The organism is Chitinophaga polysaccharea (genome assembly GCF_902150045.1).
Taxonomy (GTDB): Bacteria; Bacteroidota; Bacteroidia; order Chitinophagales; family Chitinophagaceae; genus Chitinophaga; species Chitinophaga polysaccharea_A.
Map to the genome: position 1 here is coordinate 583037 of NZ_CABFVU010000002.1, position 15332 is coordinate 598368.

Here is a 15332-nt window from a genome sequence, read left to right on the forward strand (position 1 = left end):
TGGAATTTTATGATTTTTATCAAAAAAAGCCAAAATCCCAAAATCCCAAAATATTTCTTATCTTTGCAGCCCGTTTGCAAAACGAGAAAAAACATTAATCAAGCGAAACTATTGTTTCGCTTGGCGTTTATAAATAAATCAAAGTAATGAAAACTAGATTTAAGCCTAAATTTAACATTAAGAAAGGCGACCTGGTTGCGGTAATTGCCGGTGATGACAAGGACAGAACCAAAGCGCGTAAAGTGCTGGAAGTGGATCCTGTTAAAGCCCGCATTCTTGTAGAAGGCGTTAACATTATTACCAAACACACGAAGCCAACTGCCCAGAATACCAAAGGTGGTATTGTTAAGCAGGAAGCTCCTATCGCCATCTCTAATGTGATGCTGTGGGATGCTAAAGCTGGTAAACCGACCAGAGTTAACAGGCAGAGAGAAAACGGTAAATTAATTCGTATCGCTAAAAAATCAGGGGAGGTAATTAAATAATGTCAAACACAAAATATACTCCGAGACTGCAGACCAAATACCACGAGGAAGTTAAATCTGCACTGATGAAGAAATTCAACTACAAAAGTGTAATGCAGGTTCCTCGCCTGGTAAAGATTTGCCTGAACCAGGGTATCAATGGTGCAGTAGGCGATAAGAAACTGGTAGACATTGCTGTAGACGAAATGACCCGCATCGCTGGTCAGAAAGCTATCGCTACCCTGTCTAAAAAGGATATCTCCAACTTCAAACTCAGGAAGAACATGCCGATCGGTGCACGTGTAACTTTACGCAGCACTAATATGTACGACTTCCTGGATCGTTTAATCGCGGTATCCCTCCCACGTGTACGTGACTTCAAAGGCGTGAACGAAAAAGCATTTGACGGTCGTGGTAACTACACAATGGGTATCACTGAACAGATCATCTTCCCTGAAATCGATATCGATAAAGTAACGAAAATGTCCGGTATGGATATCACCTTCGTTACCACTGCCAATACCAACGAAGAAGCTTACGAGCTGCTGAAGGAAATGGGCATGCCTTTCAGGAATATGAAAAAAGATAATCAGTAAATCGAAACGATAATATAATTATGGCAAAAGAATCCGTAAAAGCCAGACAAAGGAAAAGAGAAGCTATGGTAGCCAAGTTTGCAGAAAAACGCGCTGCCTTGAAAGCTGCCGGTGACTACGCTGCACTGGATCAACTTCCTAAAAACGCTTCTCCTGTTCGTCTGAAAAACAGATGCCAGCTGACCGGTCGTCCTAAAGGATATATGCGTCACTTCGGCCTCTGCAGGAACATGTTCCGTGACCTGGCACTCGCAGGTAAAATCCCTGGCGTTAGAAAAGCCAGCTGGTAATTCAAGGTATTTATCAGTCCGGATTACCGGATGAATAGATCCAGAAAAGTTATTTGATTCCCATCTTATTACGATTGGATATCGCATTGTAAACATTTATCAAACTATTACAACAATGGTTACTGATCCAATAGCAGACTTCCTGACACGCATCCGGAACGCGCAAATGGCCACCCACAGGATTGTGGAAATTCCGGCTTCCAAGCTGAAAAAACGCATTACAGAAATTCTGTACGATAAAGGTTATATCCTGAAGTACAAATTCGAAGAAGATACTAAACAAGGCGTAATCAAAATCGCTTTGAAGTACGATCCGATCACCAAAGAACCCGCTATCAAGGAATTACAACGCATCAGCCGCCCAGGTCTGCGTCAGTACGCTAAACCAGAAGAGTTTAAGCGCGTGAAGAACGGTTTAGGCGTAGCGATTATCTCTACTTCCAAAGGTGTAATGACCGATAAGGAAGCAAAAGCTCAAAACGTAGGTGGCGAAGTAGTTTGCTTCGTCTATTAATATATTGAATGACTAGTTGGTTATCCAGCCGGTCATTCACTTAAGTTATCTGACAATTAAGCTCTCTATACGGCGCTGAACACGGATAACCGGTACATCAATATCAAACAACTTTAAATTAAAGTTATGTCTCGTATAGGTAAAAGTCCTATCAAATTGGCCAGCGGAGTTACAGTTACTGTTTCTCCTACCAATGAAGTAACCGTAAAAGGCCCTAAAGGTGAACTGAAAAGAAGCATCGACAGGGATATGAAAATTGAGGTGAAGGACGGCGTTTTAACAGTTATCCGCCCAACCGAACAGATCCGCCACAAAGCACTCCACGGTTTATACCGCGCTTTACTGGCCAACATGGTTCAGGGTGTTACTGAAGGATTCAAAAAACAACTGGAACTGGTGGGTGTTGGTTATAAAGCAGCAAACAGCGGTCAGTTACTGGATCTCGCTTTAGGTTACTCTCACAATATCGTTTTCGAAATTCCGAAAGAACTGAAGGTTTCTACGCTTACTGAAAAAGGTCAGAACCCTAAGATCATGCTGGAAGGTATCGACAACCAGTTGCTGGGCCAGGTAGCCGCTAAAATCCGCAGTCTGCGTAAACCAGAGCCGTACAAAGGTAAAGGTGTTCGCTACAGCGATGAAGTGGTACGTAAGAAAGCTGGTAAATCAGCCGGTAAGTAAAATATTTAATTGGCTAATCAGCTACTATAGCTGGTTAGCTGATTTTAACAGATACCCCGGCAGCATCGGGGTTATAAAATAAAACTCAAAATGAGCACAAAAGTTAACAGGAGACAGAAAATCCGCTACCGCATCCGTAAGAAAATTTCCGGTACTGCAAAGCAACCAAGATTATCTGTATTTCGCAGCAACAGCGATATCTATGTGCAGTTGATCGATGATACCAATGGCACTACCCTGGCTGCAGCTTCTTCCCGTGATAAGGATATCAAAGCACAGGCAGGTACCAAAATTGAAAAATCTGCACTGGTAGGAAAAGCACTGGCTGCAAAAGCACTGGCACTGGGTCTTACCACCTGCGTTTTTGACAGAAGTGGTTATTTATATCATGGCCGCGTGAAAAGCGTAGCTGACGGAGCAAGAGAAGGCGGTCTTCAGTTTTAATCACGGAGTCCGAATCTTATAATTCTGAACAAGTAATTCTTATAAAATAAAATGGCAAAGAATTCATTCAATAAAGTAAAGGCTGGTGATCTGGAGCTGAAAGAGAAAGTAGTGGCGATCAACCGTGTTACTAAAACCACCAAAGGCGGTCGTACATTCAGTTTCTCCGCGCTGGTAGTAGTAGGTAATGAAAACGGTGTTGTTGGTCACGGTCTTGGTAAAGCCAAAGAAGTACAGCAGGCTATCACCAAAGGTATAGACGATGCTAAGAAGAATCTGATCAAGGTTCCTGTTATGCACGGTACCATCCCTCACGATCAGTTTGCTAAAGAAGGCGCCGCCAAAGTATTGATCAAACCAGCCGCTCACGGTACCGGTGTGATCGCAGGAGGTTCCATGCGTGCAGTACTGGAAAGCGTTGGTGTAACCGACGTTCTGGCTAAATCTCTGGGTTCCGCTAATCCACACAACGTGGTGAAAGCTACCTTCAAAGCTTTAGGCATGTTACGCGAACCAATCGGCATCGCTAAAACAAGAGGCGTTTCCCTGAAGAAAGTTTTCAACGGTTGATTCTAACCTGCCGGAAAGCGGGTATCAACGGGGAAATTTTGAAAATAATTCATTAACAATTAAATTACTCCGCTTTTAGCGGATAGGGATTTATGGCAAAGATTAAGATCACTCAAGTGAAAAGTGGTATAGACCGTCCTGAAAGGCAGAAACTGACCTTGAAGGCACTGGGCCTGACTAAAATGCATGCTACTGTTGAAGTAGAAGCTACTCCTCAGATCCTGGGTATGGTCCGTAAGGTTAATCACCTTGTAACGGTAGAAACAGTTAACGCTTAATTAAGTAACACTGCTGTGGGATTGTCTGTTGATAATCTTACCTTTACATTTGTGACTTTACCATTTTTATTTTAATATAAAGCGAGCGGTTAATTTCCGCGCAAGTAAAAACAATTAAATTATGAATCTGCATTCATTACAGCCTGCACAAGGCGCTGTACATAAAGAGAAACGTCTCGGACGTGGTGAGGCTTCCGGTAAAGGTGGTACCTCTACAAAAGGTAACAAAGGTATCCAGCAACGTGCTGGTTATGCCAGCAAGAAAGGCTTCGAAGGTGGCCAGATGCCAATCCAACGCCGTATGCCAAAACGCGGTTTCAAGAATAACAACCGTGAAGAATACACAATCTTCAACCTGGGTCAGCTGGATCATTTAGTTGAAAAATATGGCCTTCAGGAGTTTAATCTGGAAAACCTGTTCATGAACGGTCTGATTAACAGAACCGCTAAAGTTAAGATCCTCGCTAACGGCGAACTCAAAACCAAAGTGTCTGTTAAAGTTAACGCAATCAGCGAAAAAGCTAAACAGGCCATCGAAACAGCAGGTGGATCAGTAGAACTGGTATAAGACTTTACGACTGAGGAGACGCCTACGGAGTAGTGCGTCTTTTCATATTTAATAGCGCTATTAAACCTTTATCTTCCTGTGAAGAAATTTATCGAAACGATTAAGAATATCTGGAGTATTGAGGATTTGCGTAACCGCATCCTGACCACCCTGCTCCTGGTCCTCATCTACCGCGTAGGATCCTATATCGCTTTGCCCGGCATTGATGCAAATGCGCTCACCGACTTTGAGAAAAATTCTAATCAGGGTATCCTGGGTTTGGTTAATATGTTTGCCGGCGGATCGTTTTCTAGGGCTTCCATATTCGCATTGGGTATCATGCCATACATCTCTGCGTCCATTGCTATTCAGTTATTAACCATAGCTGTTCCGCAATTCCAGAAAATGCAGAAAGAAGGTGAAAGCGGCCGCAAAAAAATTAACCAGTTCACCCGTTACCTCACAGTTATCGTAACAGGTTTCCAGGCGAGTGCTTACGTTGCTTATCTGCGTAATCAGTCAGGTGGCGCTATTATTGCCGAATATGGTACCTTTTTCTTCTGGCTTTCTACTACCGTTTTACTTACTGCAGGTACCCTGTTCGTAATGTGGCTCGGTGAAAAGATCACAGACAAAGGAATTGGTAATGGTACTTCTATCATTATCATGATGGGTATCCTTGCCCGTTTGCCACAGGCTTTAGTCGCAGAATTTTCCAGTAAAGTTGCAGGTGAGGCGGGTGGACCGATCCTGTTCCTTATTGAAATTGCCATCTTTATCTTAATCACCGTAGGCCTTATCCTGCTTGTTCAGGGTACCAGGAAAATACCGGTGAATTATGCCAAACGTATTGTAGGTAACAAACAGTATGGTGGTGTACGCCAGTTCATTCCCCTTAAAGTGAATGCTGCCGGTGTAATGCCTATCATCTTCGCCCAGGCTATCATGTTCATCCCTGCAACTGCAATAGGCTTTGCTACTTCTTCAGAAAGTGCATCCGGCTTTATCCGCATCTTCAGCGATCATACTAATGGCTGGTATAACCTGATTTACGCAGTACTCGTTATTGTATTTACTTATTTTTATACTGCGTTGATTTTCAATCCAACCCAAATGGCGGATGAAATGAAGCGTAATAACGGGTTCATTCCTGGTATTAAACCTGGTAAAGCTACTGCCGATTATATTGGTGCTGTAATGGACCGTATCACCCTGCCCGGAGCTTTCTTCCTGGCAATTGTGGGTATTATGCCTGGTTTGGCTGCTGCCTTCAAGGTGAACAGTAACTTTGCTACCTTCTTCGGAGGTACCTCCCTGCTGATCATGGTGGGAGTTATCCTGGATACACTGCAACAGATTGAAAGCCAGCTCCTGATGCGTCACTATGATGGTCTTATGAGCACCGGCCGTATCAAAGGCAGAACTGCTCCGGCTAATGCATAAGTAATTGAACACAAAAATGCTACAAGAACAATAAAATAGCCACAGAAGCCTTCCGCTTTAGTGGCTATATTATTTTTGAATAAAGAACAGTTAGTCCTTCGCAGGTTTACAAGCCGGCTTAGATACTAATTATGAATGAAAAGGGTTGTTATGATTCACTATAAGACGAAGGAAGAAATAGAGTTGATACGTAAAAGTGCCCTGCTCCTGAGTGCAGCCCTGGCTGAAGTGGCCAGAACCCTGAAACCAGGTATGAGCACACTGGAGGTGGACGCAGTTGCTGATAAGTTTATCGTTGAAAATGGTGGAACTCCCTCCTTCAAGAATTATAAAGGATTTCCGAATGCCTGCTGCATCTCCGTAAATGAAGAAGTAGTACACGGCATTCCTAATAAATACGTGCTGAAAGACGGCGATATCCTCACAGTGGATGTGGGAGTGTATATGAATGGATTTCATTCAGACAGCGCCTATACCTTCGCCATCGGTAATGTACCTGAAAACGTACTCCGCCTGATGACGGCCACCAAAGCTTCCCTGTACAAAGGCATAGAGAAGGCGGTTGTTGGCAACAGGATAGGTGACATCTCCTATGCCATCCAGGAGTATACTGAGAAAGAGCGTGGTTACGGCGTTGTAAGGGAGCTAGTAGGGCATGGCCTGGGCCGGAACCTCCATGAGGATCCCCAGGTACCTAACTACGGTAAAAGAGGTAGCGGCCCTGTAATGAAAGAGGGACTGGTTATAGCAATTGAACCTATGATCAATCTCCGCTCCAAGGACGTGGAATACCTCGAAGATGGCTGGACGGTTGCTACCCGCGACGGAAGCCCGTCGGTTCACTTTGAGCACACTGTTGCTGTTGGAAAAGGGAGGGCAGATGTATTGTCGACCTACGTGGATATAGAAAAAGAGGAGAAGAACAACCCCGAATTGAATTCAAATTACTAGTAATTGGCTTTGGAATTATCTAATATAGCAGGGGTTTTTAGGGGTAAAACGACAGGTTTTGGCAAAAAAACTGGCAATTATAATAATAATCCGGGTAAATTTTTCTATTTCAAAAGATAAATGCTATCTTTGCAGTCCTAAAAATTTTTATGGCAAAACAGGCACTCATTAAACAGGATGGAATTATATTAGAAGCCTTGTCGAACGCTATGTTCCGTGTAAAATTGGAAAACGGGCATGAGATCCTGGCCACCATTTCTGGAAAAATGAGAATGCACTATATACGCATTCTGCCAGGAGATAAGGTTGGCGTGGAGATGAGCCCATACGATTTGTCAAGAGGCCGTATAATTTTCAGATACAAATAAGCGGGAAAGCGTAGAGGAGACCGGAACAGTAATTTAACAAATATCATAACCTTTTATAAAGTATTAATCATGAAGGTAAGAGCTGCAATCAAAAAAAGAAGTGCGGATTGTAAAATAGTTCGTAGAAAAGGTGTTTTGTTGGTGATCAACAAAAAGAATCCTCGTTTTAAACAACGCCAGGGTTAATCGGTTCCCCTAACGGAATTTGATTTTTTAATCAGAATCATAAAATCTAAAATAGAAATATGGCACGTATAGCCGGTATAGATCTTCCTAAAAATAAAAGAGGAGAAATTGGCCTCACCTATATCTTTGGTATAGGCCGTTCTACCGCCCAATATATCCTGAACAAGGCGGAAATTGATGTAAACAAAAAAGTGCGTGAATGGAATGATGATGAGCAGGCTGCCATCCGTAACATTATTAACGGTGAGTTTAAGGTAGAGGGTCAACTGCGTTCCGAAGTGCAAATGAATATCAAGCGTTTGCTGGATATCGCTTGCTACCGCGGTTTACGTCACAGGAAAGGCTTACCGGTAAGAGGTCAGCGTACACGTACCAACAGCCGTACCCGTAAAGGTAAACGTAAGACAGTGGCTGGTAAGAAAAAAGCAACTAAGAAATAATAAATAAAATCCCAGGTTGAGATCCCAAGTCCGAATCTGAGGGGTTTCAATGACCTTGAGTCGTGTAATTTGGGATGCGGAATTTCATATTTGGAATTTAAATCATTATGGCAAAAGCAAATAATACAAAAACTGCTGCTAATAAAAAGAGAGTAGTAAAGGTAGATAACTACGGAGATGTTCATATCTCTGCTAGCTTTAACAACATCATTGTGAGCATCACCAACAAGCATGGTCAGGTTATTTCCTGGTCTTCTGCTGGTAAGATGGGTTTCAGAGGTTCTAAGAAGAACACTCCGTACGCTGCTCAGCTGGCTGCACAGGATGCTGCTAAAGTTGCAATGGACTCAGGTCTGAAAAGAGCAGATGTATTTGTAAAAGGCCCTGGTGCTGGTCGTGAAAGTGCTATCCGCGCTATCGCTAACTCCGGTATCGAAGTGAACATGATTAAAGACGTTACGCCTTTACCTCACAACGGTTGCCGTCCTCCTAAGAAGAGAAGAGTATAGTAATATATATTTACAGCATCCAGATACCAGATTTCATTAGAAGTTTGGTATCTGGACTTTGTAATATAATTAATAAATGGGTGCATGATCAGGTTTTCAGATTTTTTGAAGAGCATGCATCATTAACTAAAAAATCTAAAGTATATTTAAAACATGGCAAGGTACACAGGACCAAAAACCAAAATTTCCAGAATTTTTGGTGAGCCCATTCTCGGTAATGGCAAGTATTTAAGTAAGAACAGTAACCCTCCGGGTCAGCATGGTGCTAACCGTAAACGCAAACAATTAGGCGAATACGCACTGCAGCTGAGAGAAAAACAGAAAGCAAAATACACTTATGGTTTGCTGGAGCGCCAGTTCCGTAACCTGTTTGATGAAGCTACCCGCAGAAAAGGTGTTGCCGGTGAAGTATTGATCAAATTACTCGAAGCCCGTCTGGATAACACCGTTTTCCGTCTGGGTATCGCTCCTTCCCGTCCTGCTGCCCGTCAGCTGGTTTCTCACAAACACGTTACTGTTAACGGTATCGTTGTTAACACTCCTTCTTTCCAACTGAAACCAGGAGACGTTATCAGCCTGAAAAATAAAACCGCAAACAATTCTGCACTGACCAGCGTTATCCGTGGAAAAAATCCTAAATTCAGCTGGTTGGATTGGAACGAGAAAGAAATGAAAGGTGTATTCATTGCTTATCCTGAGAGAGAGAGCGTTCCTGAAAACATCAAGGAACAACTGATCGTAGAATTGTACTCTAAGTAATAAATAATTAGTCCATGGCCAAAAGGTCATGGACTAACCTCATATTTAACAAATAAATCTATCATATCAATGGCAATTTTAAATTTCCAGAAACCTGATAAGATCGTATTGCAGAAGTCTACCGACTTTGAAGCTCAATTCGAATTCCGTCCATTAGAACCAGGTTATGCTGTGACTGTCGGTAATGCGTTACGTCGCGTACTGTTGTCTTCTTTGGAGGGCTATGCCATTGTGGGTATTAAAATTGAAGGAGCCGATCACGAGTTCGCTACACTGAAAGGTGTTACTGAAGACGTTACTGAAATCATCCTGAACCTGAAACAGGTTCGCTTCAAGAGGATTTCTGAGAGTGATGTAACGAACGAAAAGATCACACTGTCCATTAAAGGTAAAACAGAGTTCCGCGCTGATATGATTGAAAAAGCCACCAGCGCTTTCCAGATTATGAATCCGGAACTATTGATCTGCACCCTGGACCCTTCTGCCAAGCTGGATATCGAACTGACTATCGGTAAAGGCCGTGGTTATGTTCCAGCTGAGGAAAATAAACCCAAAGATGCAGTATTTGGCTACATTGCGATCGACTCTATCTTTACGCCTATCAAAAACGTAAAGTACAGTATAGAAAACACCCGTGTGGAACAAAAAACTGACTATGAGAAACTCGTTATGGAGGTCATCACAGACGGTACTATCCACCCGGAAGAAGCTGTAAAACAAGCATCCCGCATCCTGATTCAGCACCTGATGATCATCACTGATGAAAACATCAGCTTTGATACCAAAGACACTGAAAAAGAAGATGTTGTAGATGAACAAACACTGCAACTGCGTAAGATACTGAAAACACCACTCGAAGATCTCGATCTGAGCGTACGTGCTTTCAACTGTCTGAAAGCTGCTAAAATCAATTCCCTCAGCGAACTGGTACAATACGAACAGGAAGAACTGATGAAGTTCAGAAACTTCGGCCAGAAATCACTCAGCGAAATTGAACAGGTATTAGGTGAAAGAGGTCTGCACTTTGGTATGGATCTGTCTAAACTGAAACTCGAAGAAGAATAGTATTTTATCTGTTAAGCCAAAGCCGTTGCACCCGCATCGCTTTGGCTTAACTACTTTATAATTAACAAGTACCTTACAATTCCTGACACGGTGTAAGGGTTAAAACAAAAATGTCATGCGTCACGGAGTTAAATTAAACAAATTAAGCAGAACGGCTTCTCATCGTAAAGCCCTGATGTCCAATCTGGCTTGCGAACTGATCAGCCACAAACGTATCACCACTACACTCGCTAAAGCGAAAGCTCTCCGTGTGTATGTTGAGCCGCTGCTGACAAGAGGCAAAACCGATTCTACCCACAACCGTAGAATTGTGTTCAGCTACCTGCAGGATAAAGAAGCTATCAAGGAACTGTTCGGAACGATCAGCGAAAAAATAGCTACCCGTCCTGGTGGTTACACCCGTATCATTAAACTGGGTAAACGTGTGGGCGATAACGCAGAAGTTGCTCTGATTGAACTGGTAGACTTTAACGAAATCTACGGTAAAACAGAAGAAAAAGCTGCTGCTAAGAAAACCCGTCGTGCCGGTGGTGCTAAGAAGAAAGCAGAAGAAGCAACTGAAACTAAAGCTGCTGATACTGCTACAGAAGAAAAATCTGCTGAGTAATCTTATATCAAACGATACGAAAAGGACAAAGCCTGGCTTTGTCCTTTTTTATGCACTAATAAATGCATATATTTCGTAATATTACACCAGCTTTAATGAGTATCCTATGAAATACCTGCATTGTGATAATTGTGGTCATCCTAACCCGCTTACATCTGAATACCTTACTTTTTGTAATACCTGTGGCAAGAAGCTCCCGCATAGCTTTGCCAGCTGGCAAAAGCAGCATCCAATGGCTACATTCCCGGAGTACTGCCGGTCAGTTGGCGTCTCCCTGAAAGAAAAAACAAACACAGGCCCGCTGTATTGGATAAAGCACCAGTTGCAAACAGCCAATAAGGGAAAGATCATTCTTTTCTTTTCCCTTGTTTTTATATTGGTTGCTGTTACAGGTAGCTTGTTTGGGAAAAGGGCTATGTTTACTTTCCTGTATCCTAAAGTATCGCCATCCAGTTTGTACAGCACCTGGCATACTGCCACCATAGGGCGCCAGGCCCTGGAAATCAGCACGCCCGTAAAGCTGTGGGTACATGATCAGCCGCTGGAAGAAGAGGACGCAAAAGTGATAGAATATGCGAAAACCTATAGCAATGAAGACGGGGGAGGCATTCGCATTGCTGTAAATATGTTCAGTTATATCAGTAATGTGGCCAACAGCCTGGAAGAAGCAGTAGCAGCTTCGCATAAAAGTATGCAGCTGAAGGAAACTGCTACAGAAATGGACTGTAAATCTGTACCAGTGCTCATTTCCGGTATGCAGGGAGTGCTGGAGGAGGGGAATTACCTGTATAAAGGCGGTATCCGCCTGGCATTTTGTAACCTGGTAATGATCAAGGGAAGCAACCGCTGGCAGATCCAGATCAATTACCGTGAAGACGATCCCGTGGGCCGCCAGGTGGCACAAAGGGTGCTCAAATCCGTGAAAATCAAATAACATTTCCTTTCTGGTAAAAAAAATCTGTATTTAACTGTTGCATTTCATACCTTTGCACGGTTTTTTATCCGAACCTTCAGGGCATTTTGTACCCTTGAAGGTTTTTTTTAAAATATAAAACAAGACAGATACCAGAAATGCCTCAGACAAGAACCATCCAACCTGCCATACTGCTGTTAGAAGACGGTACGGTTTTTCAGGGAAAAGCTTTTGGAAAAATTGGCACAGCCGCCGGTGAATTAGCTTTCAATACCGGTATGACGGGTTACCAGGAAGTGTTTACGGACCCTTCTTATAAAGGACAGGTACTTATAATGAACAACTGCTACATCGGGAACTACGGCACCAAGAAGGATGACGTAGAGAGCAGCAGTGTAAAGATCAACGGTTTGATCGCTAAGAATATCGCGCACAACTATTCCAGGAAAATGGCCGATGGGTCACTGGAAACGTTCCTGACCGATAATGACCTGGTAGCCATTTATGATGTAGATACCCGTGCGCTCGTTTCCCACATTCGCAGCAAGGGTGCTATGAATTGCATTATTTCTTCCTCCATCCTGGATATTGATCAGCTGAAAGCGGAGCTGGCAAAGGTTCCTTCCATGGAAGGACTTGCCCTCTGTAAAGACGTGACCACCCCGGAAGCTTACAATGTGGGTGATCCGGCTGCAGAGATCCGTATTGCTGTACTCGATAACGGAGTGAAAAGAAATATGCTGAAATGCCTGTCTGAAAAGGGCGCCTACCTGCAGGTATTCCCAACGGACACAACTTTTGAAGTTTGCGAGAAATTTAAGCCACATGCTTACTTTATCTCTAACGGCCCCGGCGATCCAGCTCCGCTGACTTATGCCGTTGATACTGTAAAGAAGATCCTGGCTGCAGAAAGACCAATGTTTGGTATCTGCCTCGGGCATCAGCTGCTGGCACTCGCCAATGATATACCTACTTACAAAATGCACCACGGGCACCGCGGTTTAAACCACCCGGTAAAGAACCTGAAAACAGGTCTGTGTGAGATCACTACCCAGAACCATGGTTTTGCAGTAGATGCAAAAGCGGTTGCAGCCAGCGAGAACGTGGAAGTAACCCATGTAAACCTGAATGATCACTCCGTAGAAGGAATCCGTATCAAGAATAAACCTGCGTTCAGCGTACAGTATCACCCGGAATCAACCCCCGGGCCTTTCGATAGCCGCTACCTGTTCGATGATTTCTTTGAGATGATCAAAGCGAATAAAGCTTAACATACCGGCCTGAAAAGGCCGCAATATATTTGCTTAAATGAAAGACGGTCCCGAGGAATCGGGACCGTTTGCATTTTAAAATTCCACGTTATGAAAACAAACGGATATTACCATCGCCAAAGCGCTGGTAACCCGCCCGTTTTATTACATAACAATATTATAGAAAAAAGGTAAACGCGAAAGGGAATATTTTAAGAATATTTATAAATACAACTGATTTTTCAATGTTGAACAGGGGGATAAGGCAAAAAAATACGGCTCTGTGATCAGAGCCGTTTGCCTTTATAAATTCCACGTTATGAAAAACTGATACAAAAATACGATATTTTGCTAAAACGTTTTAGTTAATCTTTGAGTTTTACAGAAGACTGATAAATCTTCTTGCTTTTATAATTCAAAGGTCGGACCAAATAAACGTTATAAGAAATAATGCAGGTTAAATTTTTCTTAAACAAGTTTAGATTTTGCGATCTATCGTATCTGTAAATATTTTTATAATTAAATAATTTTTGTCGTTGTTGTTATTTCTACATCAAATATACGAAACAAAATATCAAAAATCCAAGTAGTGAGTGTTAAATAATTGCTTTTTTCTTCAAAAAAACATATATAGAATTTATTATAATGTATTTAGGGACTTACTGCCCGGATTTTATCTTTAATTATTTGAGCAAAATTATTTGGAAATTCTACCCGGATATATTTCCAAAGCTTTTTCCAGGCAGACCATTGCGTGACGAATGTCTGTTGTATTTAATACATAAGCCAGCCGCACTTCATTCTTCCCTGATCCTGGCGTAGCATAAAAGCCGGTTGCCGGCGACATCATCACCGTTTGCCCTTCATATGAGAAAGATTCCAGTATCCATTGGCAGAATTTATCTGAATCGTCAATTGGCAGCCTGGCCATGGCATAGAAAGCACCACCCGGATTAGGACAAAATACCCCGGGGATCTCATTCAGCATTTTTACCAGGATGTCGCGGCGGCTAAGATATTCCGCCTTAATACCATCAAAATAATCGGTTGGCAGATCCACTGCAGCTTCGCCGGCTATTTGCGCAAAAGTAGGAGGGCTCAGGCGGGCCTGGGCAAATTTCATTACGGCATCCAGTACCGGTTGGTTTTTGGTAACAAAGGCCCCAATGCGGCCTCCGCATGCACTGTATCTTTTAGAAATGGTATCCAACAGGATCACATTGTTTTCCATACCCTCCAGGTTCATCGCCGAAAAATGTTCTCCTGTATAGCAAAACTCCCGGTAAGCCTCGTCGGAGAAGAGGAACAGGTTGTATTTCAGGCAAAGCTGTTTCAATACTTCCAGTTCTTCCCGGCTGTAAAGATAACCGGTGGGGTTATTGGGATTACAGATCATGATAGCTTTGGTACGTGAGGTAATGGCCTTTTCAAAATCAGCCATCGCCGGTAATGCAAAGCCGGTTTCAATACTGGAAGTAATGGTTTTGATCTTTATTTCCGCTTCTACGGCAAAACCATTATAGTTGGCGTAAAAAGGTTCCGGAACAATCACCTCGTCGCCCGGATCCAGGCAGGCCATAAAGGCAAATATGATGGCTTCCGAACCACCGGTGGTAACAATGATCTGGTTATGGTTCACCGCAATATCAAAACGGCTGTAATAAGTAACCAGCTTACGGCGGTAACTCTCAAAACCTGCACTGTGACTGTATTCCAGGATCTTGAATTCGGAATGGCGTACCGCATCCAGTACGGGTTTAGGGGTTTCGATGTCTGGTTGGCCGATGTTCAGGTGGTATACTTTTACCCCTTTTTTCTTGGCTGCTTCAGCGAATGGTACAAGCTTTCTGATGGGAGAAGGCGGCATTTGCTCACCTCTCTGGCTAATGGTAGGCATAAAATTGTTTTGATCTTTTGCTGTGCAAAGATAGGGGATACGATGGGCAACAAAAAAACCTTACAGGATTAAGCTGTAAGGTCTTAGTATGTTTAAAGTGTGGTAATTATTTATTGTTGGAACCAACTGTACCTGTCAGGTGCAGTTCTTTGTCCTGATCCACGCCTCTGAACTTTACCCAGATGGTTTTATTCTGTTGACCTAAACCATTTGCACTGTAACTCGCGGTTACTTTTCCTTTTTTACCAGGTAAAATAGGTTCCTGTGTCCATTTTGGAGTAGTGCAACCACAACTGGCGCGGGCTGCTTCAATCAGCACCGGTTCTTTGGAAATGTTAGTGAATTCAAAATCAACGGTAACTGGCTTGTTTAACTCAGTTTTACCAAAATCAACCGTTTCTTTGGCAAATTTTACTTTGGTATCTGCTGGATTCTGTGTAGTAGCGGTTTGAGCCCACAAGGCAGTAGTCAGCAGCATGCTCGCAAACAGGGATAAGATAAATTTTTTCATTTTCATATGATGGTTTTAAAGCGACCGGTAAAAAAATATTAATATCTTT

22 protein-coding genes are annotated in these 15332 nt (G+C 42.8%); 20 read left to right on the plus strand and 2 right to left on the minus strand.

Going from position 1 to position 15332, the window contains the following annotated elements:
* Positions 1 to 146 precede the first annotated feature (146 nt).
* The 20 genes from rplX to carA all read left to right on the plus strand — a co-directional run bounded on the left by rplX (position 147) and on the right by carA (position 12896).
* Positions 147 to 485, plus strand: a complete 339-nt coding sequence (gene rplX, locus FN124_RS17010) for a 50S ribosomal protein L24 (protein WP_142685979.1) — start codon at positions 147 to 149, stop codon at positions 483 to 485.
* Complete coding sequence (gene rplE / locus FN124_RS17015) at positions 485 to 1060, plus strand: 50S ribosomal protein L5 (protein ID WP_142685980.1); 576 nt, start codon at positions 485 to 487, stop codon at positions 1058 to 1060. The genes rplX and rplE overlap by 1 nt, the downstream gene beginning before the upstream one ends.
* 20 nt (positions 1061 to 1080) lie before the next feature.
* Positions 1081 to 1350, plus strand: coding sequence for a 30S ribosomal protein S14 (gene rpsN / locus FN124_RS17020; protein ID WP_142685981.1), 270 nt, complete (start codon positions 1081 to 1083; stop codon positions 1348 to 1350).
* A gap of 115 nt (positions 1351 to 1465) precedes the next feature.
* On the plus strand, positions 1466 to 1864 hold the full coding sequence (gene rpsH / locus FN124_RS17025) for a 30S ribosomal protein S8 (RefSeq protein WP_142685982.1): 399 nt from the start codon (positions 1466 to 1468) through the stop codon (positions 1862 to 1864).
* A 126-nt stretch (positions 1865 to 1990) separates the two neighbouring features.
* Positions 1991 to 2545 carry a 50S ribosomal protein L6 gene (gene rplF, locus FN124_RS17030; protein ID WP_142685983.1) on the plus strand — a complete coding sequence of 185 codons (555 nt, stop codon included), beginning with the start codon at positions 1991 to 1993 and terminating at the stop codon, positions 2543 to 2545.
* A gap of 90 nt (positions 2546 to 2635) precedes the next feature.
* On the plus strand, positions 2636 to 2989 hold the full coding sequence (rplR, locus tag FN124_RS17035) for a 50S ribosomal protein L18 (protein ID WP_142685984.1): 354 nt from the start codon (positions 2636 to 2638) through the stop codon (positions 2987 to 2989).
* 51 nt (positions 2990 to 3040) lie between these two features.
* Positions 3041 to 3559 carry a 30S ribosomal protein S5 gene (gene rpsE, locus FN124_RS17040; protein ID WP_142685985.1) on the plus strand — a complete coding sequence of 173 codons (519 nt, stop codon included), beginning with the start codon at positions 3041 to 3043 and terminating at the stop codon, positions 3557 to 3559.
* A 92-nt stretch (positions 3560 to 3651) separates the two neighbouring features.
* Positions 3652 to 3837 carry a 50S ribosomal protein L30 gene (gene rpmD / locus FN124_RS17045; protein WP_079470757.1) on the plus strand — a complete coding sequence of 62 codons (186 nt, stop codon included), beginning with the start codon at positions 3652 to 3654 and terminating at the stop codon, positions 3835 to 3837.
* Between the two features lie 121 nt (positions 3838 to 3958).
* A complete protein-coding gene (gene rplO / locus FN124_RS17050; RefSeq protein WP_142685986.1) occupies positions 3959 to 4405 on the plus strand; it encodes a 50S ribosomal protein L15 in 447 nt (148 codons plus the stop codon).
* Between the two features lie 78 nt (positions 4406 to 4483).
* The gene (secY, locus tag FN124_RS17055) at positions 4484 to 5827 is read left to right on the plus strand and encodes a preprotein translocase subunit SecY (protein ID WP_079470755.1); all 1344 of its coding nucleotides are present in this window, start codon (positions 4484 to 4486) and stop codon (positions 5825 to 5827) included.
* A gap of 150 nt (positions 5828 to 5977) precedes the next feature.
* Positions 5978 to 6778: a type I methionyl aminopeptidase gene (gene map, locus FN124_RS17060; RefSeq protein ID WP_142685987.1), complete on the plus strand. Its 801-nt coding sequence runs from the start codon at positions 5978 to 5980 to the stop codon at positions 6776 to 6778.
* 149 nt (positions 6779 to 6927) lie between these two features.
* Positions 6928 to 7146 (plus strand): translation initiation factor IF-1, encoded by a 219-nt coding sequence (infA, locus tag FN124_RS17065; RefSeq protein ID WP_012789309.1) that lies wholly within the window; start codon positions 6928 to 6930, stop codon positions 7144 to 7146.
* Positions 7147 to 7215: 69 nt separating this feature from the next.
* Positions 7216 to 7332, plus strand: a complete 117-nt coding sequence (gene rpmJ / locus FN124_RS17070) for a 50S ribosomal protein L36 (protein ID WP_073083232.1) — start codon at positions 7216 to 7218, stop codon at positions 7330 to 7332.
* A 59-nt stretch (positions 7333 to 7391) separates the two neighbouring features.
* Positions 7392 to 7772, plus strand: a complete 381-nt coding sequence (gene rpsM, locus FN124_RS17075) for a 30S ribosomal protein S13 (RefSeq protein ID WP_079470753.1) — start codon at positions 7392 to 7394, stop codon at positions 7770 to 7772.
* A gap of 107 nt (positions 7773 to 7879) precedes the next feature.
* Positions 7880 to 8281 carry a 30S ribosomal protein S11 gene (rpsK, locus tag FN124_RS17080; protein WP_079470752.1) on the plus strand — a complete coding sequence of 134 codons (402 nt, stop codon included), beginning with the start codon at positions 7880 to 7882 and terminating at the stop codon, positions 8279 to 8281.
* A gap of 153 nt (positions 8282 to 8434) precedes the next feature.
* Positions 8435 to 9040 carry a 30S ribosomal protein S4 gene (rpsD, locus tag FN124_RS17085; RefSeq protein WP_079470751.1) on the plus strand — a complete coding sequence of 202 codons (606 nt, stop codon included), beginning with the start codon at positions 8435 to 8437 and terminating at the stop codon, positions 9038 to 9040.
* A gap of 69 nt (positions 9041 to 9109) precedes the next feature.
* Positions 9110 to 10105 (plus strand): DNA-directed RNA polymerase subunit alpha, encoded by a 996-nt coding sequence (locus FN124_RS17090; RefSeq protein WP_079470750.1) that lies wholly within the window; start codon positions 9110 to 9112, stop codon positions 10103 to 10105.
* Positions 10106 to 10220: 115 nt separating this feature from the next.
* On the plus strand, positions 10221 to 10712 hold the full coding sequence (gene rplQ / locus FN124_RS17095) for a 50S ribosomal protein L17 (RefSeq protein ID WP_142685988.1): 492 nt from the start codon (positions 10221 to 10223) through the stop codon (positions 10710 to 10712).
* A 106-nt stretch (positions 10713 to 10818) separates the two neighbouring features.
* The gene (locus FN124_RS17100; protein ID WP_142685989.1) at positions 10819 to 11646 is read left to right on the plus strand and encodes a zinc ribbon domain-containing protein; all 828 of its coding nucleotides are present in this window, start codon (positions 10819 to 10821) and stop codon (positions 11644 to 11646) included.
* Between the two features lie 137 nt (positions 11647 to 11783).
* Positions 11784 to 12896: a glutamine-hydrolyzing carbamoyl-phosphate synthase small subunit gene (gene carA / locus FN124_RS17105; RefSeq protein WP_142685990.1), complete on the plus strand. Its 1113-nt coding sequence runs from the start codon at positions 11784 to 11786 to the stop codon at positions 12894 to 12896.
* Positions 12897 to 13572: 676 nt separating this feature from the next.
* Here the strand turns inward: carA and FN124_RS17110 are convergent.
* Both FN124_RS17110 and FN124_RS17115 read right to left on the minus strand, forming a co-directional pair.
* Positions 13573 to 14772 carry a pyridoxal phosphate-dependent aminotransferase gene (locus tag FN124_RS17110; RefSeq protein WP_142685991.1) on the minus strand — a complete coding sequence of 400 codons (1200 nt, stop codon included), beginning with the start codon at positions 14770 to 14772 and terminating at the stop codon, positions 13573 to 13575.
* Positions 14773 to 14878: 106 nt separating this feature from the next.
* Positions 14879 to 15283 carry a DUF1573 domain-containing protein gene (locus FN124_RS17115; protein WP_142685992.1) on the minus strand — a complete coding sequence of 135 codons (405 nt, stop codon included), beginning with the start codon at positions 15281 to 15283 and terminating at the stop codon, positions 14879 to 14881.
* Between the last annotated feature and the right edge of the window lie 49 nt (positions 15284 to 15332).

Bases quoted from the DNA above. Each gene is read 5' to 3' on its own strand.
- rplX (WP_142685979.1), top strand. From the start codon at position 147: ATGAAAACTAGATTTAAGCCTAAATTTAACATTAAGAAAGGCGACCTG.
- rplE (WP_142685980.1), top strand. From the start codon at position 485: ATGTCAAACACAAAATATACTCCGAGACTGCAGACCAAATACCACGAG.
- rpsN (WP_142685981.1), top strand. From the start codon at position 1,081: ATGGCAAAAGAATCCGTAAAAGCCAGACAAAGGAAAAGAGAAGCTATG.
- rpsH (WP_142685982.1), top strand. From the start codon at position 1,466: ATGGTTACTGATCCAATAGCAGACTTCCTGACACGCATCCGGAACGCG.
- rplF (WP_142685983.1), top strand. From the start codon at position 1,991: ATGTCTCGTATAGGTAAAAGTCCTATCAAATTGGCCAGCGGAGTTACA.
- rplR (WP_142685984.1), top strand. From the start codon at position 2,636: ATGAGCACAAAAGTTAACAGGAGACAGAAAATCCGCTACCGCATCCGT.
- rpsE (WP_142685985.1), top strand. From the start codon at position 3,041: ATGGCAAAGAATTCATTCAATAAAGTAAAGGCTGGTGATCTGGAGCTG.
- rpmD (WP_079470757.1), top strand. From the start codon at position 3,652: ATGGCAAAGATTAAGATCACTCAAGTGAAAAGTGGTATAGACCGTCCT.
- rplO (WP_142685986.1), top strand. From the start codon at position 3,959: ATGAATCTGCATTCATTACAGCCTGCACAAGGCGCTGTACATAAAGAG.
- map (WP_142685987.1), top strand. From the start codon at position 5,978: ATGATTCACTATAAGACGAAGGAAGAAATAGAGTTGATACGTAAAAGT.
- infA (WP_012789309.1), top strand. From the start codon at position 6,928: ATGGCAAAACAGGCACTCATTAAACAGGATGGAATTATATTAGAAGCC.
- rpmJ (WP_073083232.1), top strand. From the start codon at position 7,216: ATGAAGGTAAGAGCTGCAATCAAAAAAAGAAGTGCGGATTGTAAAATA.
- rpsM (WP_079470753.1), top strand. From the start codon at position 7,392: ATGGCACGTATAGCCGGTATAGATCTTCCTAAAAATAAAAGAGGAGAA.
- rpsK (WP_079470752.1), top strand. From the start codon at position 7,880: ATGGCAAAAGCAAATAATACAAAAACTGCTGCTAATAAAAAGAGAGTA.
- rpsD (WP_079470751.1), top strand. From the start codon at position 8,435: ATGGCAAGGTACACAGGACCAAAAACCAAAATTTCCAGAATTTTTGGT.
- FN124_RS17090 (WP_079470750.1), top strand. From the start codon at position 9,110: ATGGCAATTTTAAATTTCCAGAAACCTGATAAGATCGTATTGCAGAAG.
- rplQ (WP_142685988.1), top strand. From the start codon at position 10,221: ATGCGTCACGGAGTTAAATTAAACAAATTAAGCAGAACGGCTTCTCAT.
- FN124_RS17100 (WP_142685989.1), top strand. From the start codon at position 10,819: ATGAAATACCTGCATTGTGATAATTGTGGTCATCCTAACCCGCTTACA.
- carA (WP_142685990.1), top strand. From the start codon at position 11,784: ATGCCTCAGACAAGAACCATCCAACCTGCCATACTGCTGTTAGAAGAC.
- FN124_RS17110 (WP_142685991.1), bottom strand. From the start codon at position 14,772: ATGCCTACCATTAGCCAGAGAGGTGAGCAAATGCCGCCTTCTCCCATC.
- FN124_RS17115 (WP_142685992.1), bottom strand. From the start codon at position 15,283: ATGAAAAAATTTATCTTATCCCTGTTTGCGAGCATGCTGCTGACTACT.